Annotated in this window: 22 protein-coding genes and 1 other RNA gene; 20 read left to right on the top strand and 3 right to left on the bottom strand. The window is 71.9% G+C overall.

From position 1 onward, the window contains the following. The first annotated feature begins 10 nt into the window (after positions 1–10). Both smpB and ssrA read left to right on the top strand, forming a co-directional pair. Complete coding sequence (gene smpB, locus ACGF3I_RS29805; protein WP_393137384.1) at positions 11–523, top strand: SsrA-binding protein SmpB; 513 nt, start codon at positions 11–13, stop codon at positions 521–523. A 104-nt stretch (positions 524–627) separates the two neighbouring features. Next, positions 628–997, top strand: a transfer-messenger RNA (tmRNA) gene (gene ssrA, locus ACGF3I_RS29800). Between the two features lie 134 nt (positions 998–1,131). On the opposite strand, the gene ACGF3I_RS29795 is transcribed toward ssrA, so the two are convergent. Both ACGF3I_RS29795 and ACGF3I_RS29790 read right to left on the bottom strand, forming a co-directional pair. After that, a complete protein-coding gene (locus ACGF3I_RS29795) occupies positions 1,132–1,581 on the bottom strand; it encodes a hypothetical protein (protein ID WP_393137381.1) in 450 nt (149 codons plus the stop codon). A 27-nt stretch (positions 1,582–1,608) separates the two neighbouring features. Next, positions 1,609–2,835, bottom strand: a complete 1,227-nt coding sequence (locus tag ACGF3I_RS29790; protein ID WP_393137379.1) for an MFS transporter — start codon at positions 2,833–2,835, stop codon at positions 1,609–1,611. Between the two features lie 102 nt (positions 2,836–2,937). On the opposite strand from ACGF3I_RS29790, the gene ACGF3I_RS29785 reads away from it, so the two are divergent. The 13 genes from ACGF3I_RS29785 to ACGF3I_RS29725 all read left to right on the top strand — a co-directional run bounded on the left by ACGF3I_RS29785 (position 2,938) and on the right by ACGF3I_RS29725 (position 18,871). Continuing rightward, a complete protein-coding gene (locus ACGF3I_RS29785; protein ID WP_393137377.1) occupies positions 2,938–3,948 on the top strand; it encodes a LysR family transcriptional regulator in 1,011 nt (336 codons plus the stop codon). Between the two features lie 152 nt (positions 3,949–4,100). Then, positions 4,101–4,949: a hypothetical protein gene (locus tag ACGF3I_RS29780; RefSeq protein ID WP_393137375.1), complete on the top strand. Its 849-nt coding sequence runs from the start codon at positions 4,101–4,103 to the stop codon at positions 4,947–4,949. Between the two features lie 208 nt (positions 4,950–5,157). Then, a complete protein-coding gene (locus ACGF3I_RS29775; protein WP_393137454.1) occupies positions 5,158–7,260 on the top strand; it encodes a bifunctional polysaccharide deacetylase/glycosyltransferase family 2 protein in 2,103 nt (700 codons plus the stop codon). After that, positions 7,257–8,414 carry an acyltransferase gene (locus tag ACGF3I_RS29770; RefSeq protein ID WP_393137372.1) on the top strand — a complete coding sequence of 386 codons (1,158 nt, stop codon included), beginning with the start codon at positions 7,257–7,259 and terminating at the stop codon, positions 8,412–8,414. Before ACGF3I_RS29775 ends, ACGF3I_RS29770 begins: the two co-directional genes overlap by 4 nt. Positions 8,415–8,559: 145 nt before the next feature. Further along, entirely contained in the window at positions 8,560–9,897 is a 1,338-nt protein-coding gene (locus ACGF3I_RS29765; protein WP_393137369.1) for an MFS transporter, read from the top strand. A gap of 103 nt (positions 9,898–10,000) precedes the next feature. Then, on the top strand, positions 10,001–11,155 hold the full coding sequence (locus ACGF3I_RS29760) for a uroporphyrinogen-III synthase (RefSeq protein WP_393137367.1): 1,155 nt from the start codon (positions 10,001–10,003) through the stop codon (positions 11,153–11,155). 29 nt (positions 11,156–11,184) lie between these two features. After that, on the top strand, positions 11,185–11,706 hold the full coding sequence (locus ACGF3I_RS29755) for a GNAT family N-acetyltransferase (RefSeq protein ID WP_393137365.1): 522 nt from the start codon (positions 11,185–11,187) through the stop codon (positions 11,704–11,706). Between the two features lie 78 nt (positions 11,707–11,784). Further along, positions 11,785–12,378, top strand: a complete 594-nt coding sequence (locus ACGF3I_RS29750; RefSeq protein WP_393137363.1) for a CGNR zinc finger domain-containing protein — start codon at positions 11,785–11,787, stop codon at positions 12,376–12,378. Positions 12,379–12,478: 100 nt separating this feature from the next. Continuing rightward, a complete protein-coding gene (locus tag ACGF3I_RS29745; protein WP_100578615.1) occupies positions 12,479–13,066 on the top strand; it encodes a sigma-70 family RNA polymerase sigma factor in 588 nt (195 codons plus the stop codon). Next, entirely contained in the window at positions 13,063–13,824 is a 762-nt protein-coding gene (locus tag ACGF3I_RS29740) for an anti-sigma factor family protein (RefSeq protein WP_393137361.1), read from the top strand. Before ACGF3I_RS29745 ends, ACGF3I_RS29740 begins: the two co-directional genes overlap by 4 nt. A 117-nt stretch (positions 13,825–13,941) precedes the next feature. Further along, positions 13,942–16,335, top strand: coding sequence for a HelD family protein (locus ACGF3I_RS29735; protein ID WP_393137359.1), 2,394 nt, complete (start codon positions 13,942–13,944; stop codon positions 16,333–16,335). Between the two features lie 444 nt (positions 16,336–16,779). Further along, the gene (locus ACGF3I_RS29730) at positions 16,780–18,213 is read left to right on the top strand and encodes an NAD-dependent malic enzyme (protein WP_393137357.1); all 1,434 of its coding nucleotides are present in this window, start codon (positions 16,780–16,782) and stop codon (positions 18,211–18,213) included. Between the two features lie 376 nt (positions 18,214–18,589). Then, a complete protein-coding gene (locus ACGF3I_RS29725; RefSeq protein WP_003968811.1) occupies positions 18,590–18,871 on the top strand; it encodes an HU family DNA-binding protein in 282 nt (93 codons plus the stop codon). A gap of 649 nt (positions 18,872–19,520) precedes the next feature. On the opposite strand, the gene murA is transcribed toward ACGF3I_RS29725, so the two are convergent. Further along, positions 19,521–20,861 carry a UDP-N-acetylglucosamine 1-carboxyvinyltransferase gene (gene murA, locus ACGF3I_RS29720; RefSeq protein WP_393137356.1) on the bottom strand — a complete coding sequence of 447 codons (1,341 nt, stop codon included), beginning with the start codon at positions 20,859–20,861 and terminating at the stop codon, positions 19,521–19,523. A gap of 318 nt (positions 20,862–21,179) precedes the next feature. On the opposite strand from murA, the gene ACGF3I_RS29715 reads away from it, so the two are divergent. The 5 genes from ACGF3I_RS29715 (at position 21,180) to ACGF3I_RS29695 (ending at position 25,415) form a co-directional block, all read left to right on the top strand. Continuing rightward, on the top strand, positions 21,180–21,740 hold the full coding sequence (locus ACGF3I_RS29715; RefSeq protein WP_393137354.1) for a YqgE/AlgH family protein: 561 nt from the start codon (positions 21,180–21,182) through the stop codon (positions 21,738–21,740). An 86-nt stretch (positions 21,741–21,826) separates the two neighbouring features. Then, entirely contained in the window at positions 21,827–22,114 is a 288-nt protein-coding gene (locus ACGF3I_RS29710) for a DUF3039 domain-containing protein (protein WP_078966510.1), read from the top strand. 213 nt (positions 22,115–22,327) lie between these two features. Further along, positions 22,328–23,626, top strand: a complete 1,299-nt coding sequence (locus ACGF3I_RS29705) for an extracellular solute-binding protein (RefSeq protein ID WP_393137351.1) — start codon at positions 22,328–22,330, stop codon at positions 23,624–23,626. Between the two features lie 5 nt (positions 23,627–23,631). Next, the gene (locus ACGF3I_RS29700) at positions 23,632–24,582 is read left to right on the top strand and encodes a carbohydrate ABC transporter permease (protein WP_393137349.1); all 951 of its coding nucleotides are present in this window, start codon (positions 23,632–23,634) and stop codon (positions 24,580–24,582) included. Next, positions 24,579–25,415, top strand: a complete 837-nt coding sequence (locus ACGF3I_RS29695; RefSeq protein WP_393137347.1) for a carbohydrate ABC transporter permease — start codon at positions 24,579–24,581, stop codon at positions 25,413–25,415. The genes ACGF3I_RS29700 and ACGF3I_RS29695 overlap by 4 nt, the downstream gene beginning before the upstream one ends. Positions 25,416–25,824 lie beyond the last annotated feature (409 nt).

The following is a 25,824-nucleotide window of genomic DNA, read 5'->3' as shown; positions in this document are numbered from 1 at the left end:
TGGCCGCACTATGGCTAAGAACACGGGCAAGGACAAAGAGAAGGACAGCAAGCGCAAGCTGGTCGCGCAGAACAAGAAGGCACGGCACGACTACCTCATCATCGACACCTACGAGTGCGGTCTCGTGCTCACCGGTACCGAGGTGAAGTCGCTGCGCCAGGGGCGCGCCTCGCTGGTCGACGGGTTCGTCCAGATCGACGGCGGCGAGGCCTGGCTGCACAACGTGCACGTGCCGGAGTACGCGCAGGGCACGTGGACCAACCACAGCGCGCGGCGCAAGCGCAAGCTGTTGCTGCACCGGGTCGAGATCGACAAGCTGGAGTCGAAGTCCAACGAGTCGGGTCACACGATCGTGCCCCTCGCGCTGTACTTCAAGGACGGCCGGGCGAAGATCGAGATCGCGCTCGCCAAGGGCAAGAAGGAGTACGACAAGCGCCAGACGCTGCGCGAGAAGCAGGACCGCCGCGAGACGGACCGGGCGATCTCCGCGGTCAAGCGCAAGGAGCGGGCGAGCCTGCGCTAGACGGCTCCGGCCCGCGCGGAATGGGCTGGCACCCTCGGGCGTTGGTCACGTACGATGGCACTGCACCTCAGCGAAGGTGCGGCACCACCTTGAAAAAACAACATGGGGATGATCGGTTTCGACAGCGGATGTCGAAGCAGGGGAAGCGTGTCGAGGAAGCGGCAATGATCTCGTAAACCATATGTCGCAAACAATAATCGCCAACACCAAGCGCGATTCCTTCGCCCTCGCTGCCTAAGTAGCGACTTGCGAAGTGTCAGCCCGGGGCTGTTCCCGACCCGGATCCTGGCATCAGCTAGGGAACTAAACTTCTAGGCCCGGTCACGGGACCTGGAAGGAAATCAAACAGTGACTGGGCCCGTCGGCGACTTGTTCGCGTGATTGCCGGGGCCGAGAAAATCGCAGCGAACTGCACACGGAGAAGCCCTGTTTTTGCACCGTTGGACGCGGGTTCGATTCCCGCCATCTCCACCGTCGAGGAGATCCGGACCTCCGGATCGACTCAACCCCATGTGGGCACGGGCCCGGTCGCTTTCGAGCGGCCGGGCCTTTGTCGTACCCGGGCGCCGGACCGGGGTGCCCGGTGCCGGTCCGCCGGTCCGTGGGGGTCAGGCGACCGGCTGGCCGGTCAGCATGCCGAGGAGCTGGTCCATCTCGTTGCGCCAGATGCGGTGCACGTTCATGCGGGTCGGCTTGGGCTGCCCGGGCAGCTGGCAGCGGAACGAGCTCCACAGGGTGTTGCGGCGGACGTCGCTGATCATCTGCATCGCCTCGTGCGGCGGGATCGCGACGACGAGCTCCTGCGGCCGGTTGCTCAGCCGGCTGGCCCGGTGCAGCAGCACGGCCTGCTGGGTCACGGTGATGAAGTAGTACGTCAGGAAGGCCTGGCCTATGACACCGAACATGCTCATCAGCCAGACGCTCGGGCCGGCTATCGCCTGGATCGTCACGAGCGGCCGGTCCTGCGGATTGGCCTGGGCGATCGCCTCGGCGACCTGCTGCTGAATCGTCGACTTCTTCATGGCCATGGGGATGGGCCTTTCCTGGAACGCGGTCATGCGCAAAAGCGGAGGGGGACGTCCCGCTTATCGGCGGGGCGGTGCAGCGTACCGCCCGTGCACGGCGGCGCTCACCACCAGGGCCACGGCCGCCGAGCAGACCGGTACCAAGTAGCCCATCTCCGCGCCCACTTGCTCGATGACCTGGCCGCCGAGCGCCGAGCCGGCCGCGATCCCGCCGAGGATCGCGGTCACCGCGAGGGTCATGCCCTCGTTCAACTGGCCCCGGGGCGTGCGGTGCTGGACCAGCGTCATGCCGGTGACCATGGTGGGCGCGGTCGCGGCGCCCGCGAGGAGCAGGGCCACGGCGAGCGCGGCGAGCGAGTCCGTCGCCCGCGCCGCGAGCAGCGGAAGCCCCATCAGGACGGCCATCGCGGCGACACAGCCCACCAGGCGCCGGGAGACCCGGGAGGCCGGGCGCACCGATCCGTACACGAGCCCGGACGCACAGGAGCCGGCGGCCTGGAGCGCCAGGAGCGCGCCGGCCGCCGGGCGGTGGCCGAGCCCGTCCGCGTACGCGATGGTCACGACCTCCAGGGAGCCGAACACCGCGCCGGTCGCCAGGAACACGGCGAGCAAGGGTGCGAACCCCCGTTCCCGCACAGGGGACTTGGCTGTCGCCGTACGGGGTGCGACGGGCGGTTCGGTCGCGCGCTGGGCCGCGAAGAGCAGGACCCCGCCCATCAGCAGGACCGCGCCCGTCAGCGTGCCGGCCTCGGGGAAGAGGGACGAGCACAGGAACGCGGCGGCCACCGGGCCGAGCATGAAGCAGAGTTCGTCGGCGGCCTGCTCGAAGGCGTTCGCGGTGTGCAGGGCCGCCGGATCACGACGGTGGAGGTGGGCCCAGCGGGCGCGGGACATCCCGCCCGTGTTGGGGGTGGTGGCGGTCGCCGCGTAGGAGGCGAACAGGGTCCAGTCCGGGGCGCCGCGGTGGACGCACAGGAGCAGCGAGAGCGAGCCGAGCACCGCGACGGCTGTCGCGGGCACGGCGATCCTGGCCTGGCCGTACCGGTCGACGAGGCGGGCGGTCCACGGCGCGACGAGCGCGGTCGCGGCGAGCCCGGTGGCGGTGACCGCGCCCGCGAGGGCGTACGAGCCGCGCGCGCCGGAGATCATGAGCACGGCGCTGACACCGAACATGCCCATGGGCAGTCGCGCGACGAGGTTGCCCAGCGTGAAGGCGCGGGCGCCGGGCGCGCGGAAGAGGCGTATGTACGGATTCGCTCGCCGGGCGAGCGCGGTCGTCTGCGGCATGGGCCGATCCTTCAGGGGGCCGCACGGCGGGGTCCAACACCTGATCAGCGCCCATTCACCCCCTCTTGTTGTGAACGCCCGTGCTGTTGTTGACTGCCGCTCGTGCCCCATGACACCGACCCCCGGCTGCTGCGCGCCTTCGCCGCGGTCGCGCAGGAGCTCCACTTCACCCGCGCGGCCGCCCGGCTCTACGTCGCCCAGCAGGCCCTCAGCCGCGACATCCGGCGCCTGGAGCGGGAGTTGGGCACGGAGCTGTTCGTGCGGACCACCCGCGCCGTGACGCTCACCGCGGAGGGGGCCAGGCTGCTGCCGCACGCCCGCGCGGTGCTCGCCGCGCACGACGAATGGCAGGCCGCACGTGCGGGCGGGGACGGCGGGCGCCCGCTGCTCGTCGACATCTCGGCGCCCGTCGGCACCGGGGCACGGGTGCTGGCCCGGGCCCGCGCCCAGGCGCCCGGCGTCGAGTTCGTGGCCCGGTTCATCAGCGGACTCACCGGGGCCGCCGCCGAGATCCTGGCCGGGCGGCTCGACGTGTCGTTCGGCCGGGTGGCCGGGCTCGACCCCGCGGTGCTCGCGGGCCTCGCCCACCAGCCGGTGCGCTTCGAGCGGATGGCGGTGCTCCTGGACGCGGGCCACCGGCTCGCGGGCCTGGCCGAGGTGCCGCTCGACGCGCTGGCCGGCGAGACGCTCTACGCAGCGGCGGGAAATCCGGCCACCGCCGAGTGGACCGACCTGGCCGAGCGGCTCTTCGCCGGGCGCGGTATCCGGACGGCGGCGCCGTTCCCGGAGATCGCGGGCGAGGAGGAGTTCGTCCGGGTGGTGCGGGGGCGGGGCTGGTCGGTCCTGGCCAGCACCGAGTTCATGGACGTGCCCGGCATGGTGGTGCGCCCGCTGACCGGGCCGGTACCGCTGGCGCCGGTGTCCCTGGTGTGGCGCAAGGGGCTCGCGCATCCCGGCGTACGGGTCCTGCGTACGGTCGCGAGCGCGGCGGGAGCGGCGGGCGGATGGCTGGAAAAGCCTCCCGGGAGCTGGTTGCCCGAGCCCGACATGTCCCTGATGTTGGTCGATGCCCCACATGTGGCCCGTGTGAAGACAACATCACGTGATACGTGAACACATGTCCACAGCTGGGTGCGCTACATTCATCGCCCGGGTGCGGCGGGATAGTGGGGGCGCTCGGAACGGGTGGGATTTCCCCGTTCCGGATGTGGTGCCCGGGAGTCGTGCGCGCAACCCGCGAATCACCTCAGGGAGTGCGTACGAACATGGACAGTCGGATAACCAGCGGACCGGGCGGACAGCCCCGTTCCGGCCAGTCGGCGGATCGCCGGCCCTCGCACGACGTGACGATGCAACTCAGCGTCCTCACGCCGGATCTACTTGAAGCCGCGCCGGCCGAGCGGCCCGTGGCCGTCAAGCCCGAGCCCGCGGACCGGACCCCGCTCGACACCGCCCCGCTCAACAGGCCCCCGCTCGACAAGACCTCGCGCACCAGGCCCTCGCTCGACAAGACCCGGCTCAACCGGCCCGAGCGGCTGGAGCAGCCGGTGGCCGCCGGCTCCGCGCCGGACCCGCGGTCCGCCGCCGCGCGGCCCGAGCCCGTGGAGTGGACCGCCACCCAGGAGGTCCCGGTCTTCAACCCGCTGCCGGCCATCCCGTCCCAGCAGGGCCACGACCGGCCCGTGTTCGTGGACGCGAGCGGCCGGCGCGGCAAGAACCTGCGCCGGCTCGGCTGGCTCTGCGGGCTCGCCGCCACCGGCTTCGCCGTGGCACTCGTCGGCTCGCTGCTCGGCGGGAACTCCCGGGCCCCCGGCCTGAACCTCCCCGACGGCAGCAAGGCCGACGCCGTGACCGCCCCGCCGCAGGCGACCGCCCCGCAGGTTCCCCAGGCCCCGCGGCCCAAGGCGTCCCCCAAGAAGGCCGTCGCCCCCACGCACAGCGGGTCCAGGGCGCCTTCGCCCAAGACCTCGAAGTCCGCCGCCAAGACCAGCCGCAGCGCCACTCCCGTCTCCGGGCACAGCCCCGCGAACACCAAGGTCTCCCCGCGCCCCGGCACCTCGAAGAAGCCGGCCGCCGGCACGGTCAGCCCCTCCGGCGGCAAGACCGGCGCCTGACCACCGCCCGCCGGCCCGGCCACCGCACCGCGGCCCGGGCGGCCCCACGACCACCCCTGATCCCGGTCCGCCCGCAGTGGCCCGGTCAGCGGCCCCTGAGCACCAACCCCGTACGGCCTCCCCGGCGTACCGGCCCGAAGGCGTAACGACACCTGCCATGAGAACCACCAAGGCCACGCCGCGGCCGACGCGGCGCAAGCGGCTGCCCATGCGGTACCTGCTGCCGCTGCTCCTGCTGGTCGCGCTCGTCGCGATGCTGATGCTGCGCGGCTATGTGCACAGCGAGATCTCCGCGGACCACCGCGTCCGCGACCCCGCGCCCACCGACCGGGTCCCCGAGAAGATCATCGACGGCGGCCCGGTCATCGACGCGCGCACCCCCGGCAAGCCGGTCAGCCTCAAGATCCCGGACCACAAGATCGTCATCACCTTCGACGACGGCCCGGACCCCACCTGGACCCCCAAGGTCCTGGACGAGCTGAAGAAGTACCACGCGCACGCCGTCTTCTTCGTCACCGGCACCAACGCCTCGCGCTACCCGGACCTGATCAAGCGGATGGTCGCCGAGGGCCACGAGGTGGGCCTGCACACCTTCAACCACCCCGATCTCTCCTACCAGTCGAAGTCGCGCATCGACCGCGAGCTCTCGGAGAACCAGCTCGCGCTCGCGGGCGCGGCCGGGGTGCACAGCTCCCTGTTCCGGCCGCCGTACTCCTCCTTCGCCGACGCCATGGACAACGACACCTGGCCGATCGTCCAGTACGTCGGCAGCAAGGGCTACGTCGTGGCGCTCGACTCCACGGACAGCGAGGACTGGCAGCGCCCGGGCGTCAAGAAGATCATCCACAACGCGACGCCGGAGGACGACAAGGGCGCCATCGTGCTGATGCACGACTTCGGCGGCGACCGCTCGCAGACCGTGGCCGCGCTCGACAAGTTCCTGCCGGACATGCAGGAGTCGGGCTACACCTTCGTCAACCTCACCACCGCACTCGGCGCGCCCAGCGCGCTGACCCCGGTCAGCGGCATGGACCTGTGGAAGGGTCAGGCGTTCGTCGGTGCCGTCCAGGTCGCCGAGCACACCACCGACTTCCTGGTCGTCGGGCTCGCCGCCATCGGCGTGCTCGTCTTCGCCCGCTTCGGCCTGATGCTGGTGCTCTCCTTCGTGCACGCCCGCAAGGTGCGCGGGAAGGACTTCCAGTGGGGGCCGCCGGTCACCGAACCGGTCTCGGTGCTCGTGCCCGCGTACAACGAACGCGAATGCATCGCCAACACCATCCGCTCGCTCATGGCGAGCGACCACCCCATCGAAGTGATCGTCATCGACGACGGTTCGAGCGACGGCACCGCCGACATCGTCGAGGCGCTCGGCCACCCCAACGTCCGCGTGGTGCGCCAGGAGAACGCGGGCAAGCCCGCCGCCCTCAACAACGGCATCGCACACGCCCGTTACGAGCTCGTCGTGATGATGGACGGCGACACCGTCTTCGAGCCCGGCACCGTCCGCGAACTCGTGCAGCCCTTCGGCAGCACCCGCGTCGGCGCCGTGGCAGGCAACGCCAAGGTCGGCAACCGGGACTCCCTCATCGGCGCCTGGCAGCACATCGAGTACGTGATGGGCTTCAACCTCGACCGCCGCATGTACGACCTGATGGGCATCATGCCCACCATCCCCGGCGCGGTCGGCGCCTTCCGCCGCCAGGCCCTGGAGCGGGTCGGCGGCATGAGCGAGGACACCCTCGCCGAGGACACCGACATCACCATGGCCATCCACCGCGACGGCTGGCGCGTGGTCTACGCCGAGAACGCGCGCGCCTGGACCGAGGCCCCCGAGTCCGTCCAGCAGCTCTGGTCGCAGCGTTACCGCTGGTCGTACGGCACCATGCAGGCGATCTGGAAGCACCGCGGCGCCGTCACGGACCGCGGCGCCTCGGGCCGCTTCGGCCGGCTCGGCCTGCCGCTCGTCGCCCTGTTCATGGTGGTGGCCCCGCTGCTCGCCCCGCTCATCGACATCTTCCTGCTCTACGGGATCGTGTTCGGCAAGACCGAGCAGACCATCGTGGCCTGGCTCGTGGTCCTCGCCATCCAGGCGGTGTGCGCGGCCTATGCCTTCCGGCTCGACAAGGAACGGCTGACCCATCTGCTGTCCCTGCCCCTGCAACAGGTGCTGTACCGGCAGTTGATGTACGTCGTGCTGCTCCAGTCCTGGATCACGGCCGTCACCGGCGGCCGGCTGCGCTGGCAGAAGCTGCGCCGCACCGGCGCCGTCGAGGCCCCCGGCAACCCGGCCGAACGGAAGGCCGCCGCATGACCTCGTACGTGGAGGTGCCCGAGGCGGCGGCCACGCCCCCCGCCCCGGCACCCCGGCCGCCCGCGCGCGACCGGTACTTCGACTTCCTGCGCGGCCTCGCCCTGTTCCGGGTGGTGCTCTACCACCTGATGGGCTGGGCCTGGCTGCCGCTCGCCTTCCCCTCCATGGGCGTGATGTTCGCGCTGGCCGGCAATCTGATGGCCCGCTCCCTCAAGCGGCCCGCCGTCCAGGTCGTGCGGGGCCGGCTGCGCCGTCTGCTGCCGCCGATGTGGCTGCTGGGCGCGGTCGGCGTCACCGGCATGCTGGCCCAGGGCTGGGGCCCCGACGCCGACGGGCACCCGGCCTGGTGGTGGGGGCACCTGCTGTTCTGGGTGGTCCCGCTCAGCGATCCGCCGTACGCGGCCGACCTGCCCGGCATCCACCACGTCCTGGGCGACAACTGGGGCGCCAACCTCGCCGAACCGCTCTGGTACCTGCGCGCCTATCTGTGGTTCGTGCTGCTTTCGCCGCTCTTCAAGGCGCTGCTGCGGCGGCTGCCTTGGCCGACGGTCTTCGCGCCGGTCGCGCTCTCGGCGCTGCTGGAGTTCGCCGACCTCGGGCTGCCCGAGCGGATCGACTCCGCGCTCACCGACTTCGCCACCTTCGGCGCCTGCTGGATCCTCGGCATGGCCCACCAGGCGGGCCTGCTGCGGAAGTTGCCCGGCTACCTGGTGCCCTCGCTCGCCCCGATCGTCATGGCCGCGGGCTTCTGGTGGGCGGTGCACGGCGGGTTCTCCCTGTTCGGCGACACCGAGCTCGACGCGATCCCGCTCGCCCAGACCCTGTGGTCGCTCGGCGCGGTGTTCCTGCTGCTGCACATCAGCCCGTCCTGGGCCACCTGGCCGGCCCCGCTGCGCCGCTGGGACCGGCTGATCACCCTGCTCAACTCGCGGGCCGTCACGATCTACCTCTGGCACAACCTGTGCATCCTGGTGGCCGCCACGGTCTGGGACGACCTGTGGAGCATCGACGCGCTGGCCGGCGCGGGCAGGTTCCTCGACAGCTCCTGGCCGGTCCTCCTGGTGACCTGGCTCCTCATCGGGCTGTGCGTGCTGTGCTTCGGCTGGGTCGAGGACGTGGCGGCCAAGCGCCGGCCGCGGCTCTGGCCCTCCTGACGGCGGCGCCGGTGGCGGCGGTCTCACCGCCGCCACCGACGCCGCGTGAAGACAAGGTTGCACCTCGGTCATCCGGCGGCACGCGGCCGAAACCCGCCTTCTCTACGATCACGTCCACCAGTGGCGACGCGACCGTGGAGGCACGATGGCCGGCAAGTGGATCGAGCGGTGGGACCCGGAGGACGAGGTCTTCTGGCGGGAGACCGGCCGGCGCGTCGCCCGGCGCAACCTCTTCCTGTCCGTGTTCTGCGAACACGTCGGCTTCTCCATATGGAGCCTGTGGTCGGTGATGGTGCTCTTCATGGGCCCCGGCTACGGGGTCGACGCCGCGGGCAAGTTCGTCCTCATCTCGGTGGCCACCTTCGTCGGCGCGCTGGTCCGCATCCCGTACAGCTTCGCCGTCGCCCGCTTCGGCGGACGCAACTGGAGCGTGTTCAGCGCGCTGCTGCTCCTCGTGCCCGCGGGCGCCGCCTGGTTCGCGATGCAGCCCGGCACCTCGTACACCACCTTCCTCGTGGTCGCCGCGGTCGCCGGGGTGGGCGGCGGCAACTTCGCCTCCTCGATGACCAACATCAACGCCTTCTTCCCGCTCCGCGAGAAGGGCTGGGCGCTCGGTCTCAACGCGGGCGGCGGCAACATCGGGGTGCCGGTCGTGCAGTTGGTCGGGCTCCTCGTCATCGCGACCGCGGGCGCCGCCCACCCGCGCCTCGTGCTCGCCGTCTACCTGCCCCTGGTGGTCCTCGCCGGGCTCGGGGCCGCGCTCGGCATGGACAACCTGGCGCCGGTGCGCGACGACACCGGTGGGGCACGGGAGGCGGTGCGCGAGGCGCACACCTGGATCATGGCGCTGCTCTACGTCGGCACGTTCGGCTCGTTCATCGGCTACAGCTTCGCCTTCGGCCTGGTCCTGCAGACGCAGTTCGGACGGACCCCGCTGCAGGCCGCCTCGCTCACCTTCATCGGCCCGCTGCTCGGCTCGCTGATCCGGCCGGTCGGCGGCCGTCTCGCCGACCGCTTCGGCGGCGCCCGCATCACCTGGTGGAACTTCGCCGCGATGGCCGCCGCGACCGGCATCGTCCTGTACGCCTCGCACCAGCGCTCGCTGGCGGTCTTCCTCACCGGCTTCATCGCCCTGTTCGTGCTCAGCGGCCTCGGCAACGGCTCCACGTACAAGATGATCCCCGCCATCTTCCAGGCCAAGGCGCTGGCCCGGGGCCTGACGGGGGAGGCGGCGGCGGCCTACGGGCGGCGCCTGTCGGGGGCGGCCATGGGCCTGGTCGGGGCGGTCGGCGGTCTCGGCGGGCTCGCCATCAACCTCGCCTTCCGGCAGTCCTTCCAGACCACCGGTACCGGCACCACCGCCTTCCTCGCCTTCCTCGCCGGTTACGCGGTGTGCTTCACGGTCACCTGGGCGGTATACGTCCGCACCCCCGCCCCGGCCCCGGGCGCCGCCGCACCCGCGCCCGCCTGCGCGAAGGTGTGATCCTTGCCGGGGCGGCACGGCGTAACACCGGGGAAACCACGGTGAACCCCGGGTGTCATGCCGCCTTGGCAGTCTCGGACGTCCCCGCACCACCTGGAGAGTCATGTCCGCAGAACCAGAAGTGGCCCCGCCGCACGGGCCGCTCGCCGGGTTCACCGTCGGGATCACCGCCGCCCGCCGGGCCGACGAGCTCGCGACGCTGCTCACCCGCCGCGGGGCCGCCGTCCTGCACGCGCCCGCGCTGCGGATCGTCCCGCTCGCCGACGACAGCGAACTCCTCGCCGCCACCGGGGAGTTGATCGACCGGGCGCCCGACACGGTGGTCGCCACCACCGCCATCGGGTTCCGCGGCTGGATCGAGGCGGCCGACGGCTGGGGAATGGGGGACGCCCTCCTGACCACCCTCAAGGGCGTCGAACTCCTCGCCCGCGGGCCCAAGGTCAAGGGCGCGGTACGGGCCGCCGGGCTCACCGAGCGGTGGTCGCCGTCCTCCGAGTCCCTGGCCGAGGTCCTGGAGCGGCTGCTCGCCGAGGGCGTCGAAGGCCGGCGCATCGCGGTCCAACTGCACGGCGAACCCCTGCCCGGCTTCGTGGAATCCCTGCGGGCCGGCGGGGCCGAGGTGGTCGGGGTGCCGGTCTACCGCTGGCTGCCGCCGCAGGACCTCGCGCCGCTCGACCGGCTCCTGGACGCGACCGTCGCGCACGGCGTGGACGCGCTGACCTTCACCAGCGCCCCCGCCGCGGCCTCCCTGCTCGGGCGCGCCGAGGAGCGCGGGATGCTCGCCGAGCTGCTCACCGCCCTGCGCGACGACGTGCCGGCGGTCTGCGTCGGGCCGGTCACCGCGCTGCCGCTCCAGGCGCGCGGGGTGCCCACCCTCACGCCCGAACGCTTCCGGCTCGGCCCGCTCGTGCAGCTCCTGTGCACCGAACTCCCGTCCCGCGCGCGGGTGTTGCCGCTCGCCGGGCGCCAGGTGGAGATCCGCGGCCAGGCCGTCCTCGTGGACGGCGAGCTGAAGTCCGTACCCCCCGCGGGCATGGCCCTCCTGCGCGCACTGGCCCGCCAGCCCGGCTGGGTGGTGCCCCGCGCCGAACTGCTGCGCGCGCTCCCGGGCTCGGGCAGCGACGAACACGCCGTGGAGACCGCGATGGCCCGGCTGCGCACGGCCGTCGGCGAACCCCGCGTCATCCAGACCGTGGTCAAACGCGGCTACCGCCTCGCCCTCGACCCGGCCGTGGACGCGAAGTACGCGGACGACTGAGCCGCCCGCCCCATCGCTACCGTACGTCCATGACGACCCTGCGCCCCGCCGAGCTGTCCGACGCCCCCGCCCTGGCCGCCGCCCTGGTGCGCAACCGGGAGCACATGCGGCCCTGGGAGCCCTGGCGGCCCGAGTCCTTCTACACCGTCGCGGGTCAGGAGGAGCGGCTCGCGGACCCGGACGCCCGGCGCTGGCTGTGCTGCGACGAGGGGCGGGTGGTCGGGCAGTTCGTCCTGACCGGCATCGTGCTCGGGCCGCTGTGCAGCGCGAACCTCGGGTACTGGGTCGACGCGGAGTACACCGGGCGCGGGCTCGCCACCCGCAGCGTCGAGGAGATCTGCCGCACCGGGCTCGACGAGCTCGGGCTGCACCGGATCGAGGCGGGCACCGTGCTGCACAACCACGCCTCCCAACGGGTGCTCACCAAGGCCGGGTTCGAGGAGTTCGGCGTCGCGCCGCGCTTCCTGCACATCGACGGCGCGTGGCGCGACCACCGGCTCTTCCAGCGGATCCTGCACGACGGTCCGCCCCCGGGGGTGCCCGGCCGGTAGGAGGGCTATCGGGGGCGGCCCCGGACGGGCACTCTGGGGGGAGGCACTCACCGGTAACCCCTAGGCGGTGACAGGCGCATGGTGCGGTTCGACTCCGGGCGGATCTGTCTGGATCTGGTGGCGACCGGGGCGCAGGGCCACGAACAGCTGGGCAGCGTCGCGGAGTTGGTGCGCTGGCTGCGCGGAGCCGGGCTTCTGCCGCGCGGCCCCGAGCCGCTCGGCGCCGAACCTCCCGGCGCCGGTCCGGCCGGTGCGGACTGGTGCGACTGGCCCGCCCGGTTCGTCGAACTGCGGTCCTGTGTGGCCCAGTTGGTGTACGCCGAACTCGGCGGCCCCGCCGACGGCGCCCCGGCCGCCCTCGACCGGATCAACGCGCTCGCCGCCGCCGCGCCCCCGGGCGTCCGCGCGATCCGTGGCGCCGACGGCGGGCTCGTGCGCACCCTGAGCCGGGCCCCCGAGTGCGACGCGCTGCTCGCCGCCGTGGCCCGGGACGCGGTCGACCTGCTCACCGACCCCGAGGCCCGGGCCCGGCTGCGCCAGTGCGAGGGCGACAGCTGCCGGCTGCTCTACCTCGACACCTCGCGCGGACGGCGGCGGCGCTGGTGCTCCAGCGAGGTGTGCGGGAACCGCGAGCGGGTGGCCCGCCACCGGCGCCGCGTCGCCGCGCCCTGAGGCGTTCCGCGGCCGTCCGCCGAGAAAAGTCGCCGCGCTTTTGAATGGATCGCGTCAAGCACCCGTATGGAGGGACGACCGGTGCGCGCCCGCGCCCGGGATGGTCTCGACCTGGAGGTGCCGGTTGCGCAAGGATGCCGCCGTGGCCGATGACCGTCCGCGAGGGGCCAAGCACCGCTCCGTGCCCGACGAGGAGCTGATGCGCGCGCTGTACCGCGAACACGCGGGGCCGCTGCTCGGGTACGTCATGCGCCTGGTGGCCGGCGACCGCCAGCGGGCCGAGGACGTCGTGCAGGAGACGCTCATCCGCGCCTGGAAGAACGCCGGTCAGCTCAACCGGGCCACCGGTTCGGTCCGCCCCTGGCTGGTGACGGTCGCGCGCCGCATCGTCATCGACGGCCACCGCAGCCGGCAGGCCCGGCCGCAGGAGGTCGATCCGTCGCCGCTGGAGGTCATGCCCGCGGAGGACGAGATCGACAAGGCGTTGTGGCTGATGACCCTCTCCGATGCGCTCGACGACCTCACCCCGGCGCACCGGGAGGCCCTCGTCGAGACGTACTTCAAGGGACGTACCGTCAATGAGGCGGCCCAGGTGCTCGGCGTGCCCAGCGGGACCGTGCGGTCGCGGGTCTTCTACGCCCTGCGCTCCATGAAACTCGCACTGGAGGAACGGGGGGTGACGACATGACGCACGGGGACCACGCACCGGGCTCGCCGCACGAGGCCGTCGGCGCGTACGCGCTGGGCGTCCTGGACGACGCCGAGGCCACCGCCTTCGAGGAGCACCTCGCGGGCTGCGCGGCATGCGCCGCCGAACTCGACTCCCTGGCCGGCATGGAGCCGGTGCTGGCGGCTCTCAGGGAGTTCCCGGGACCCGCCGCCCAGCCGCTGCGCCCGCCCCCGCCCGATCTGTCCACGTCCCTGATCAACGAGGTGGCGGCCCAGCGCGCCCGGCGCAGGCGGCGCACCACGTACCTGGTCGCGGCCGCGGCGGCGCTGATCGTGGGCGGCCCGGCCGTCGCCGTGGTGGCGACCTCTTCGGGCACCGGCACCCATCAGAGCGCCGAGGCGCACCCCACCAGCCCGGCCGAGGACGCCTTCTTCAACCACATGACCCAGAAGGTCTCCGCCACCGACCCCGCCTCACAGGTCACCGCGACGGTCGGCACCGAGCCGAAGGCCTGGGGCACCCACACCGTCCTGGAGCTGAAGAACGTCAAGGGCCCGCTCAAGTGCAGCCTGATCGCGGTCGGCAAGAACGGCGAGCGGGAGACGGTCACGTCGTGGGCGGTGCCCGGCTGGGGGTACGGCATCAAGGACAGCCCGCACGAGTCGGCCCGCTACCCGCTGTACGTGCACGGCGGCACCGCGATGAACCACGACCAGATCGACCACTTCGAGGTCCGTACGTTCGACGGGAGGGCGCTGGTGGACGTCCCGGCCTGAGCCGCACGGCCGCACATGCGGCCCGACATGCGGTTCGCTGCCGAATCGTGGCCTGACATCGGGTCCCCCTTCGCGTACGGTTGACGGCTGCCCAATGCACGTCAGAAGGGGGCCTCGGTGGCCGCGCAGGATGCCGCTGTCGATTCCGCTGCCGGTACCTCCGAATCCGCTGTGGATTCGGTCCGGGAACGCGAAATCGCCGGTGAACAGCTCCACCTCGACCAGGTGTACCGCCGCCTGGAGGAGAAGATCCACGAGGCGGAGTTCCTGATGAACGACGCCGCCCAGCGCGGTCAGGTCGGTACGCCCGGCGCCCTCGCCGAACGCGACGCCCAGGTCTTCCGGGCGGGGGTCCATCTGAACCGGCTCAACAACGAGTTCGAGGACTTCCTCTTCGGCCGGATCGACCTGCTCCAGGGCGTGGACGGCAAGAAGGGCCCGGACGGCGCCTACACCTCGGTGGAGCCCGCCGAGGACGCGGTGCGGCCCGACGGCACGGCGGACATCGCCGAAACGCTGCACATCGGCCGCATCGGCGTCCTGGACTCCGACTACGCGCCGCTGGTCATCGACTGGCGGGCGCCGGCCGCGGCGCCCTTCTACCGCTCGACCCCGGTCGACCCCGGCCGCGTGGTGCGCCGCCGGGTGATCCGCTCCAAGGGCCGCAAGGTGCTGGGCGTCGAGGACGACCTGATGCGCCCCGAGCTGAAGGCCGCCCTGGACGGCGCCGAGCTGCCCGTGATCGGCGACGGCGCCCTGATGGCCGCGCTCGGCCAGGCCCGCAGCCACACGATGCGGGACATCGTCGCCTCGATCCAGGCCGAGCAGGACCTGGTGATCCGGGCGCCCGCCGCCTCGGTGACGTACGTGGAGGGCGGGCCCGGCACCGGCAAGACCGCGGTCGCCCTGCACCGCGCCGCCTACCTCCTCTACCAGGACCGGCGCCGCTACGCGGGCGGCATCCTGATCGTCTCGCCGACCCCGCTGCTGGTCGCGTACACCGAGGGCGTGCTGCCCTCGCTCGGCGAGGAGGGGCAGGTCGCGATCCGCGCGGTCGGCAACCTGGTGGACGGCGCCGAGGCCACCGCGTACGACGATCCCGCGGTCGCCCGCATCAAGGGCTCCTCGCGCATGCTCCACGTCCTGCGCAAGGCCGCCAGGGGCGCCCTGGAGGGGCCGGGGGAGCGGGGCCGGCGGTCCAGGGGCCGGGGCGGCGAGCAGCTCGCCCTCGGCGAGCAGGCGCCCGCGCCGCATCCCGCGCAGCGGCTGCGCGTGGTCGCGTTCGGCGCCCGGATCGAGCTGGAGGGCGAGGAGCTGCGGCGCATCCGCCAGACCGTGCTCGGCGGCACCGCGCCGGTCAACCTGCTGCGCCCGCGGGCCCGCAGACTGCTCCTGGACGCGCTGTGGGCGAAGTCGGGCGCGAGCGGGCGGCACACCGACCCCGAGCTCGCGGCCGAACTGCGCTCGTCCTTCGACGACGACATCGCCTCCGAGGACTCCTTCATCGCCTTCCTCGACGCCTGGTGGCCCGAGCTGACCCCGCGCGGGGTGCTGGCCGCGATGGCCGACGAGAAGCGCCTGGCGCGCTGGGCCCGCCGGGTCCTCAACCAGGGCGAGGTGCGCCGTCTGGCCCGCTCGCTCGCGCGCACCGCCGACGGCGCCCTCTCGGTGCACGACGTGGCGCTGCTCGACGAGCTGGAGACGCTGCTCGGCGCCCCGGCCCGGCCGAAGCGCAAGCGCGAGTACGACCCGCTGGACGCGCTGACCGGTCTCGAAGAGCTGATGCCGCACCGCGAGGAGACCCAGCGCGAACGCGCCGAGCGGCTCGCCCAGGAGCGCACCGAGTACGCCCACGTCATCGTCGACGAGGCCCAGGACCTCACGCCCATGCAGTGGCGGATGGTGGGCCGGCGCGGACGGACCGCCACCTGGACGGTCGTGGGCGACCCGGCGCAGTCCTCCTGGTCCGACCCGGACGAGGCGGCCGAGGCGCGCGACGAGGCGCTCGGCAGCCGCCCGCGCCGCCGCTTCGAGCTGACCGTCAACTACCGCAACCCGGCCGAGATCGCCGAACTGGCCGCCAGGATCCTGGCGTTGGCGATGCCCGGCATGAAGTCGCCGGCCGCCGTGCGCTCGACGGGCGTGGCGCCCCGGTTCGCGGTGGTGCGCGACGGCGACCTCGCCCGTTCGGTGCGCGAGGAGGCGGCGCTGCTGCTCGACCGGGTGGACGGCACGGTCGGCGTGGTCGTCGCCATGCGGCGCCGCGAACAGGCCGCGCGCTGGCTGGCGGACCTGGGGGACCGCGTGGTGGCGCTGGGCAGCCTGGAGGCCAAGGGGCTGGAGTACGACGCCACGGTGGTCGTGTCGCCGGCCGAGATCGCGGACGAGTCACCCGCCGGACTGCGGGTCCTGTACGTGGCCCTGACGCGGGCGACACAGCAGCTCACGGTCGTCTCGGGGGAACGGGACGAGCCCGACGCGGACGGGGTGCCGGACCTGTTGCGGGAATGAAGGGAAAGTCAACGCGCGATGCGGGGATCACTTGGCGGAGTGGTTTGTTAGCCTGGTTGTGGCACCGGCTCGATCCAAGCCCCCGGGCCCAACCTTAGTCGCTCAGAGCGACCACTTGCCGCGAGGCGAGCATGGCGGGCCGGTGTCATAGCGTGAGCGACAGGCCCACGTCATCTTCGGATGGCGTGGGCCTGTTGTCGTTGGTGTCGACCGCGGTCGTCGGCTGGGCGGGCGTCGTCGGCTGTTCGTGGGCGCCGTCGGCGGTCCCGCGCGCCCTTGGGTCTTCCGCCGGACCACCGCTTTCTCGTATGGTGGAAACAACTTTCCGAAAAGGCTCGCCCATTATCGGCTACCAGCCAGTAGGTGCGACCATCGGATGGCGCCGCCGCGCCACAGCCGGGGCGGCGCCTGCAACGAAGCTAGGGAAAGCAGAGGAACACGGTCATGGCAACGGCGCCAAGCGTCTCGTACTCGATGACGGTCCGCCTTGAGGTGCCCGCCAGCGGCACGGCGGTCTCTCAGCTCACCACGGCCGTGGAGTCCTCGGGCGGATCGGTGACCGGCCTCGACGTGACCGCCTCCGGCCACGAGAAGCTGCGGATCGACGTCACCATCGCGGCCACCTCCACCGCACACGCCGACGAGATCGTCGAGCAGCTGCGCGGCATCGAGGGCGTCGTCCTCGGCAAGGTCTCCGACCGTACGTTCCTGATGCACCTCGGCGGCAAGATCGAGATGCAGGCCAAGCACCCCATCCGCAACCGTGACGACCTCTCGATGATCTACACCCCCGGCGTGGCCCGGGTGTGCATGGCGATCGCCGAGAACCCCGAGGACGCCAGGCGCCTGACCATCAAGCGCAACACCGTCGCAGTCGTGACGGACGGCTCGGCGGTGCTCGGCCTCGGCAACATCGGCCCGATGGCCGCCATGCCGGTCATGGAGGGCAAGGCGGCCCTCTTCAAGCGCTTCGCCGACATCGATGCCTGGCCCATCTGCCTGGACACCCAGGACACCGACGCCATCGTCGAGATCGTCAAGGCCATCGCCCCCGGCTTCGCGGGCATCAACCTGGAGGACATCTCCGCGCCGCGCTGCTTCGAGATCGAGGCCCGGCTGCGCGAGGCCCTGGACATCCCGGTCTTCCACGACGACCAGCACGGCACCGCCATCGTGGTGCTCGCCTCGCTGACCAACGCGCTGCGCGTGGTGGGCAAGGGCATCGGGGACGTACGGGTCGTCATGTCCGGTGCGGGCGCGGCCGGTACGGCCATCCTCAAGCTGCTCCTGGCGGCCGGCGTCAAGAACGCGGTCGTCGCCGACATCCACGGTGTGGTGCACGCGGGGCGCGAGGACCTGGTCGACGCGAGCCCCGACTCGGCGCTGCGCTGGATCGCCGACAACACCAACCCCGAGGGCCTCACCGGCACCCTCAAGGAGGCCGTCGTCGGCGCCGACGTCTTCATCGGCGTCTCCGCCCCCAACGTCCTGAACGGCGACGACGTGGCCGCGATGGCCGAGGGCGCCATCGTGTTCGCGCTCGCGAACCCGGACCCCGAGGTGGACCCCGCAATCGCCCGCCAGAGCGCGGCAGTTGTGGCCACCGGCCGCTCGGACTTCCCCAACCAGATCAACAACGTCCTGGTCTTCCCCGGCGTCTTCCGCGGCCTCCTGGACGCCCAGTCCCGCACGGTCAACACCGACATGATGCTGGCCGCGGCCGGCGCGCTCGCGGACGTCGTCGCCGAGGACGAGCTCAACGCGAACTACATCATCCCGTCGGTCTTCAACGACAAGGTCGCCGGAGCCGTCGCGGGTGCCGTCCGCAACGCCGCCAAGGCCGCCGGGGCGGCTGTGACAGGGCCCACGTCGGCCTGACCTCCGGCGCGTCGCGGGATGCGGGCCCCTGAGCGCCCCCTTAGGGTGGCGGACCATGGCCCGCATCCCGCACCGGCCCCGGTCCGGGAGTCCGCACCATGTCGACGGAGCGTCACCTTGATGAGGCAGTGGCGCTTTTCGTGTGACGCGGTGTGACCCGGGAGGGTGCCGGATTGGCTTTCCCGCCGTGGGTGGGGGCAGGATGCTTCCCCAAGGACTTCGTCCAGGGGGGACCCCCAGGACGCGAGGTCGTGCAAGCGGACCCGGGTCCGGGGACTGTCCGAGGGCCCTGGCAGCATCGGCTTCGCTGTACCCATACATGCGGCTTCCGCCGCGTGGCACGCCTCACAGGCAAGAAGAACACGGGAGTAACAACATGAACCGCAGTGAGCTGGTGGCCGCGCTGGCCGACCGCGCCGAGGTGACCCGCAAGGACGCCGACGCCGTGCTGGCCGCTCTCGCCGAGACCGTCGGCGAGATCGTCGCCAAGGGCGACGAGAAGGTCACCATCCCCGGCTTCCTGACCTTCGAGCGCACCCACCGTGCCGCTCGTACCGCTCGCAACCCGCAGACCGGCGACCCGATCAACATCCCGGCCGGCTACAGCGTGAAGGTCTCCGCGGGCTCGAAGCTCAAGGAAGCCGCCAAGGGCAAGTAAGCGCCTCTTGCTCCGCAAGGCCGCTTAGCACCAACGCGAAGGGCGGCCACCCTGTCCAGGGGTGGCCGCCCTTCCGCACACCCACCCCCTCCGGGGCAGTCCCCCGCCCCGGTCCCCGCGCCGACCGGTTGCGCAGTTCCTCGCGCCCCTGGGGGTGCTGGGACCGCCCGGGGTACGCGCAGTTCCCCGCGCCCCTAACTCCTCGGCCGGGTGCGGACCGTGCTCGCTTCTCGCGCAGTTCCTCGCGCCCCTGGCAGGGCCGGTGTTGGCCCGGGGTTTGCGCAGTTCCCCGCGCCCCCAACCCCGCGGTCGTCTGCGGACCGTGGTCGCTGCTCGCGCAGTTCCCCGCGCCCCTGGCGGGACCGGTGCGGGCCGCACGTGTGGCCCGGCCTGCCTCGCGCAGTTCCCCGCGCCCCTTAACTGCTCGGTGCTGGGCAGCACCAGGCCACCTCAGCCCGTCCGGCGTTTGAGGACGAGCGCCGTTCAGGCGCGAAGGGGGGTTCGGGGGCGCAGCCCCTGAGCAGGGGTGCAGGGGGCGGAGCCCCTGCCGGGGTGCGAGGGGCGAGCCCCTCAAGGGGTCTGGGGCGGAGCCCCAAAGGGGGAGCCCCCGCCCGGGGGTCGGGGCGGGGGCTTTGTGAGGGGGGCGGGGCTAGACCAGGGATCCGTTGGGAAGCTCGACCTTCGCGCCGAGACTCTCCAGCTTCTCCATGAAGTTCTCGTACCCCCGGTTGATCAGATCGATCCCGTGCACCCGGGACGTCCCCTGCGCGGCCAACGCGGCGATGAGGTACGAGAACCCACCCCGCAGGTCGGGGATGACCAGATCGGCGCCCTGGAGCTTCGTGGGCCCGCTCACGACCGCGGAGTGCAGGAAGTTGCGCTGCCCGAAGCGGCAGTCAGAACCGCCCAGGCACTCGCGGTACAGCTGGATGTGAGCACCCATCTGGTTGAGCGCCGAGGTGAAGCCGAGCCGCGACTCGTACACCGTCTCGTGGACGATCGACAGACCGGTGGCCTGGGTGAGCGCGACCACCAGCGGCTGCTGCCAGTCGGTCTGGAAGCCGGGGTGCACGTCCGTCTCCAGGGCGATGGACTTGAGCGAGCCGCCGGGGTGCCAGAAGCGGATGCCCTCGTCGTCGATCTCGAAGGCGCCGCCGACCTTGCGGAAGGTGTTCAGGAAGGTCATCATCGAGCGCTGCTGGGCGCCGCGCACATAGATGTTGCCCTCGGTCGCCAGCGCCGCGGACGCCCAGGAGGCGGCCTCCAGGCGGTCCGACAGGGCGCGGTGGGTGTAGCCGCCGAGGGAGTCGACACCGGTGACCCGGATGGTCCGGTCGGTGTCCATGGCGATGATCGCGCCCATCTTCTGCAGAACGCAGATGAGGTCCTCGATCTCCGGCTCCACCGCCGCGTTGGAGAGTTCGGTCACGCCCTCCGCCAGGACGGCGGTGAGCAGCACCTGCTCGGTCGCGCCGACCGACGGGTAGGGCAGCCGGATCTTGCAACCGCGAAGCCGCTGCGGGGCCTCCAGGTACTGGCCGTCCGCCCGCTTCTCGATGGTCGCGCCGAACTGGCGGAGCACCTCGAAGTGGAAGTCGATGGGCCGGCCGCCGATGTCGCAGCCGCCGAGGCCCGGGATGAAGGCGTGGCCCAGCCGGTGCAGGAGCGGGCCGCAGAGCAGGATCGGGATCCGCGAGGACCCCGCGTGCGCGTCGATGTCGGCCACGTTGGCGGACTCGACGTGCGAGGGGTCGAGGATCAGCTCGCCCGGCTCGTCGCCGGGACGGACGGTGACGCCGTGCAGCTGCAGCAGGCCCCGTACGACGCGTACGTCGCGGATGTCGGGCACGTTGCGCAGTCTGCTCGGGCCGCTGCCGAGGAGGGCGGCGACCATCGCCTTCGGCACGAGGTTCTTCGCGCCGCGGACGCGGATCTCGCCCTCGAGCGGGGTTCCGCCGTGGACAAGCAGTACATCGTCTGTGCCGGTCATGAATCTCGCGTTCCGGAGTGGTCGGGCAAGGGGCAGGGATAAAGGGTAAGGGGCTTTTACCCCTGCCCCGTAAGGGCGAGGAGGGTTCACGAAGGTAATGAATTCGCTACAGCACGCTCCGCGCAGGAAGTTCTGCGCAGCGTCACGGGCCCGGAGCCGCTCGGGGGAGCGCTCGGCGGGACGGCCGCCGGGGGCGCACGGCAGGGCGGGCGCGCGGGTCGCCGTGCGCCCGCCGTCATCCGGCCACCGCCCCTCCTTGACCCGCTTCGGGTGCCGCTCCGTCTCCCGCGCCGCCCCGTTCTGGGGGATCATGTCCGCATGACCGAGGTGTCCTCGCTCACCGGGCGGCTGCTCGTGGCGACCCCCGCGCTCGCGGATCCGAACTTCGACCGCGCGGTGGTGCTGCTCCTCGACCACGACGAGGAGGGCACGCTCGGCGTGGTCCTGAACCGGCCCACCCCGGTCGGTGTCGGCGACATCCTGGAGTCCTGGGCGGATCTGGCCGGCGAGCCGGGCGTGGTCTTCCAGGGCGGCCCGGTCTCGCTCGACTCCGCGCTCGGGGTCGCGGTGATCCCCGGTGACGAGGGCCCGCTGGGCTGGCGGCGGGTGTACGGGGCGATCGGCCTGGTCGACCTGGAGACGCCCCCGGAGCTGCTCGCGGCGGCCCTCGGCTCGCTGCGGATCTTCGCCGGGTACGCGGGCTGGGGCCCCGGCCAGCTGGAGGACGAGCTCACCGACGGGGCCTGGTACGTGGTGGAGTCGGAGCCGGGCGACGTCTCGTCCCCGGACCCGGAGAGCCTGTGGCGGGCGGTGCTGCGCCGTCAGCGCAGCGATCTGGCGATGGTGGCCACCTATCCGGACGACCCGTCGCTCAACTGATGGTGGGCGGCGGCTCCGGTACCGGGGGAAGGTCTGGGTGACGGCCCCTCCACTCCATCCCGTCGCCTTCAGTACCCTTGGTGGTTATGAGCACTCTTGAGCCCGAGCGCGGGGCAGGTACGGGGACCCTCGTCGAGCCGACACCCCAGGTGTCGAACGGCGACGGCGACCACGAGCGCTTCGCCCACTACGTCCAGAAGGACAAGATCATGGCGAGCGCGCTCGACGGCACGCCCGTCGTGGCGCTGTGCGGCAAGGTATGGGTGCCGGGGCGCGACCCGAAGAAGTACCCGGTCTGCCCGATGTGCAAGGAGATCTACGAGTCCATGGGCGCCGGCGGCGACAAGGACAAGGGCGGCAAGGACAAGAAGTAGGGCCCGGCGAGGGCCCGCGCGACGGCCCCCGGGGTGTGCGACACGCACACCCCGGGGGCCGTTTTGTGTGGGCGAGGTCGTCCTGAAGTGAGCGCGCCGGGTTGTCCAGACCTCTTGCCGGAGCCTCGGCCCGCGCCTTAACCTCCTCCGTATTCTGCAGTATGCGAAACGCTCGTTGCGTATGTTGCAACGGCCATGGGGAGGATCTCCGCAGTGAAGCTCTCTGCCCGAACCGCCTTGCCGCTGGCGGCACTTGCCCTCGCCGGGCTCTCCGCCTGCGCCCCTCAGACGTCCGACAACAGCGCGAAGGGCGACGACAAGAGCGGCACCCTGAGGGTCTGGCTCTTCCAGGAGGTGAACAACGGGCCCAAGCAGCAGGTCGTCGACAAGGCCGTGGCCGCCTTCAAGCAGGCCCACAGCGGCGCCGACGTCCAGGTCGAGTACATCCCCGTCGAGACCCGCGCCCAGAAGATCAAGGCCGCCTTCAACGACCCCGCTTCGGCGCCCGACGTCATCGAGTACGGCAACACCGACACCGCCGGATACGTGAAGGACGGTGGACTCGCCGATGTGAGCGCCGAGTTCGCCGCGTGGAACGAGGCGAAGGACACCGACCCGACCGCCAGGCAGTCGGTCACGGTGGGCGGCAAGGTCTACGGCGCTCCGCTGTTCGTGGGCGTACGCGCCCTCTACTACCGCACCGACGTCCTCAAGGACCTGGGCCTCGCCGTGCCCAAGTCCCAGGACGAGCTCATCGCGACGGCGAAGAAGGTCCACCAGGGCAGGCCGGACCTCTACGGCCTCGCGGTGGGCGGCGCCTACACCTACGGCGCGCTGCCCTTCCTGTGGGCGCAGGGTGGCGAACTGGCCACCGAGAACGGCGGAAAGTACACCTCCGCCCTCGACGGCGAGGCCGCGCGCAAGGGCATATCCGCCTACACCTCGCTCTTTGGCGACGACAACTGCCCGGCGGCCAAGTGCGCCCAGATGGGCGGCAACGCCACCGTGACCGCCTTCGCGAACGGCAAGGCGGCGATGGCGATCGGCGGCGACTTCAACCACGCCGCCGTCGAGGCCGGCACCGTCAAGGGCAAGTACGCGGTGGTGCCGCTGCCCGGCCCCACCCCGGGTTCGATCGCCCCGGCCTTCGCCGGTGGCAACAACGTCGGTGTGCTGAAGAGCAGTTCGCACCGCACGCTCGCGGTCGGCCTGATGGAGCAGCTCGCCTCCAAGGCGACCCAGCGCGAACTGTTCGACGCGATGGGCTTCCTGCCCACCTACACCGACGTACGGGCCGAGGTCGCGAAGAAGCAGCCGTTCGTCGAGCCGTTCGTGCGCACCCTCGCCGCCGGCGCCAAGTTCGTTCCCGCGTCGCCCGGTTGGGGCCAGATCGACTCCTCGCTGGTGCTGCCCACGATGTTCCAGGAGATCGTCAGCGGCAAGAAGGACGTCGCGAAGGCGTCGGCGGACGCGGCGAAGAAGATGAACGAGGCGTTCGGGGCGGCGGGTTGAGCCCCGTGACCGCCGAGCGCACCGCGCCCAGGGCCCCACTCGCGTCACCCGGTGCGAAACGTCCGCGCCCGCGCTCGCCCCGGCGGGCCGGCTGGACGCCCTGGCTCTATCTGGCGCCCGCCCTCGCCGTCCTGGGCGCGCTGCTCGTCTACCCGATCTACCAGCTGGGCCTGATCTCCTTCCTCGAGTACACCCAGGCCCAGGTCAGCGGCGGTGAGCCGACCAGCTTCCAGGGGTTCGGCAACTACACCGCGCTGTTCTCGGACAGCCAGTTCTGGTCGGTGCTGCTCGCCACCGTCGTCTTCGCGGCGGCCTGTGTGCTCGGCACCCTCGCGGTGGGGTGCGCACTCGCGGTGCTCCTCACCCGCGTACGGGCGCTGCCCCGGCTCGCCCTGATGCTGGCCGCGCTCGGCGCGTGGGCGACGCCCGCGATCACCGGCTCCACGGTGTGGATGTTCCTGTTCGACCCCGACTTCGGACCGGTCAACCGCGTCCTGGGGCTCGGCGACCACTCGTGGACGTACGGCCGCTACAGCGCGTTCCTGCTGGTGCTGCTCGAAGTGGTGTGGTGCTCGTTCCCGTTCGTGATGGTCACCGTGTACGCCGGGATCCGGGCCATCCCGGGCGAGGTCCTGGAGGCCGCGGCGCTCGACGGGGCCTCGCAGTGGCGGATCTGGCGGTCCGTCATGGTGCCGATGCTGCGGCCGATCCTCACCGTGGTCACGATCCAGTCCGTCATCTGGGACTTCAAGGTGTTCACCCAGATCTACGTCATGACGAACGGGGGCGGCATCGCGGGCCAGAACCTGGTGCTCAACGTGTACGCGTACCAGAAGGCGTTCGCCTCCTCGCAGTACAGCCTCGGCGCGGCGATCGGCGTGGTGATGCTGCTGATCCTGCTCGCGGCGACGCTGGTGTATCTGAGGCTGCTGAGCCGACAGGGGGAGGAGCTGTGAGTTCCGTACGCATCCGCAGGCCCGGGCGGCTCGTCGCCGAGGTGGCCGCGCTGCTGGTGGCCCTGGTGGTGGCCTTCCCGCTGTACTGGATGGTGCTCTCGGCGTTCAAGCCGGCGGGGGAGGTGCAGTCGTCGCACCCGAGGCCGTGGACCCTGTCGCCCTCCCTCGACTCCTTCCGCCGCGTCTTCACCCAGCACGACTTCGGGCGCTACTTCCTCAACAGTCTGGTCGTGGCCGGGTCGGTGGTGCTGCTCTCGGCGCTGATCGCCTTCCTCGCGGCCACCGCGGTGACGCGCTTCCGGTTCCGGTTCCGCACCACGCTGCTGATCATGTTCCTGGTGGCGCAGATGGTGCCGGTCGAGGCGCTGACCATCCCGCTCTTCTTCCTGATGCGCGACCTCGGCCAGCTCAACACGCTGGGCGCGCTGATCCTGCCGCACCTCGCGTTCTCGCTGCCGTTCGCGATCTGGATGCTGCGGGGGTTCGTGAAGGGGGTGCCGGTCGCCCTTGAGGAGGCCGCGGCGCTCGACGGGGCGAGCCGTACGCGGTTCCTGTGGCAGATCCTGTTTCCGCTGGTGTTCCCGGGGCTCGTGGCGACGAGCGTGTTCTCCTTCATCTCCGCCTGGAACGACTTCCTGTTCGCGAAGTCGTTCATCATCAGCGACACGTCGCAGTCCACGCTGCCGATGGCGCTGCTCGTCTTCTTCAAGCCGGACGAGAACGACTGGGGCGGGATCATGGCGGCTTCCACGGTGATGACTCTGCCGGTGCTGGTGGTGTTTGTGCTGGTGCAGCGGAGGTTGGTCTCCGGGGTGGGCGGCGCCGTCAAATGACCCCGCCCACCCCCAACCCCCTGGGGCCCCGCCCCAGACCCGCCGAGGGGCTCCGCCCGTCTGACCCCGGCGGGTTTGCCCACCCGCCCGCCCGTTCAGGGGGTTGGACAGGCCCGGCCCCTGGGGCTGCGCCCCAGACCCCCTGAGGCGGCTTCGCCCCTCGCACCCCCGCGGGGGCTCCGCCCCCTGCACCCCCGGGGGGTTTGCCCACCCACCCGCCCGTGCGGGGGGTTGGATGGGCCCGGCCCCTGGGGCTGCGCCCCAGACCCGCTGAGGGGCTCTGCCCCTCTGACCCCGGCGGGTTTGCCCACCCGCCCGCCCGTGCAGCGGGTTGTACCGGCTGAGCCCTGGGGCTGCGCCCCAGACCCCCTGAGGGGCTCCGCCCCTCGAACCCCGGCGGGGGCTCCGC

It is taken from the genome of Streptomyces sp. NPDC048111 (genome assembly GCF_043202815.1).
GTDB lineage: Bacteria > Actinomycetota > Actinomycetes > Streptomycetales > Streptomycetaceae > Streptomyces.
This window is presented reverse-complemented; position numbering and strand designations above follow the sequence as displayed.

Coding starts and splice junctions, on each gene's coding strand:
- ACGF3I_RS29750 (WP_393137363.1), top strand. CDS start 11,785: ATGGTGCGGTTCGACTCCGGGCGGATCTGTCTGGATCTGGTGGCGACC.
- ACGF3I_RS29760 (WP_393137367.1), top strand. CDS start 10,001: ATGTCCGCAGAACCAGAAGTGGCCCCGCCGCACGGGCCGCTCGCCGGG.
- ACGF3I_RS29745 (WP_100578615.1), top strand. CDS start 12,479: ATGGTCTCGACCTGGAGGTGCCGGTTGCGCAAGGATGCCGCCGTGGCC.
- ACGF3I_RS29770 (WP_393137372.1), top strand. CDS start 7,257: ATGACCTCGTACGTGGAGGTGCCCGAGGCGGCGGCCACGCCCCCCGCC.
- ACGF3I_RS29710 (WP_078966510.1), top strand. CDS start 21,827: ATGAGCACTCTTGAGCCCGAGCGCGGGGCAGGTACGGGGACCCTCGTC.
- ACGF3I_RS29775 (WP_393137454.1), top strand. CDS start 5,158: ATGCGGTACCTGCTGCCGCTGCTCCTGCTGGTCGCGCTCGTCGCGATG.
- ACGF3I_RS29780 (WP_393137375.1), top strand. CDS start 4,101: ATGGACAGTCGGATAACCAGCGGACCGGGCGGACAGCCCCGTTCCGGC.
- ACGF3I_RS29740 (WP_393137361.1), top strand. CDS start 13,063: ATGACGCACGGGGACCACGCACCGGGCTCGCCGCACGAGGCCGTCGGC.
- smpB (WP_393137384.1), top strand. CDS start 11: ATGGCTAAGAACACGGGCAAGGACAAAGAGAAGGACAGCAAGCGCAAG.
- ACGF3I_RS29725 (WP_003968811.1), top strand. CDS start 18,590: ATGAACCGCAGTGAGCTGGTGGCCGCGCTGGCCGACCGCGCCGAGGTG.
- murA (WP_393137356.1), bottom strand. CDS start 20,861: ATGACCGGCACAGACGATGTACTGCTTGTCCACGGCGGAACCCCGCTC.
- ACGF3I_RS29765 (WP_393137369.1), top strand. CDS start 8,560: ATGGCCGGCAAGTGGATCGAGCGGTGGGACCCGGAGGACGAGGTCTTC.
- ACGF3I_RS29790 (WP_393137379.1), bottom strand. CDS start 2,835: ATGCCGCAGACGACCGCGCTCGCCCGGCGAGCGAATCCGTACATACGC.
- ACGF3I_RS29730 (WP_393137357.1), top strand. CDS start 16,780: ATGGCAACGGCGCCAAGCGTCTCGTACTCGATGACGGTCCGCCTTGAG.
- ACGF3I_RS29795 (WP_393137381.1), bottom strand. CDS start 1,581: ATGACCGCGTTCCAGGAAAGGCCCATCCCCATGGCCATGAAGAAGTCG.
- ACGF3I_RS29715 (WP_393137354.1), top strand. CDS start 21,180: ATGACCGAGGTGTCCTCGCTCACCGGGCGGCTGCTCGTGGCGACCCCC.
- ACGF3I_RS29755 (WP_393137365.1), top strand. CDS start 11,185: ATGACGACCCTGCGCCCCGCCGAGCTGTCCGACGCCCCCGCCCTGGCC.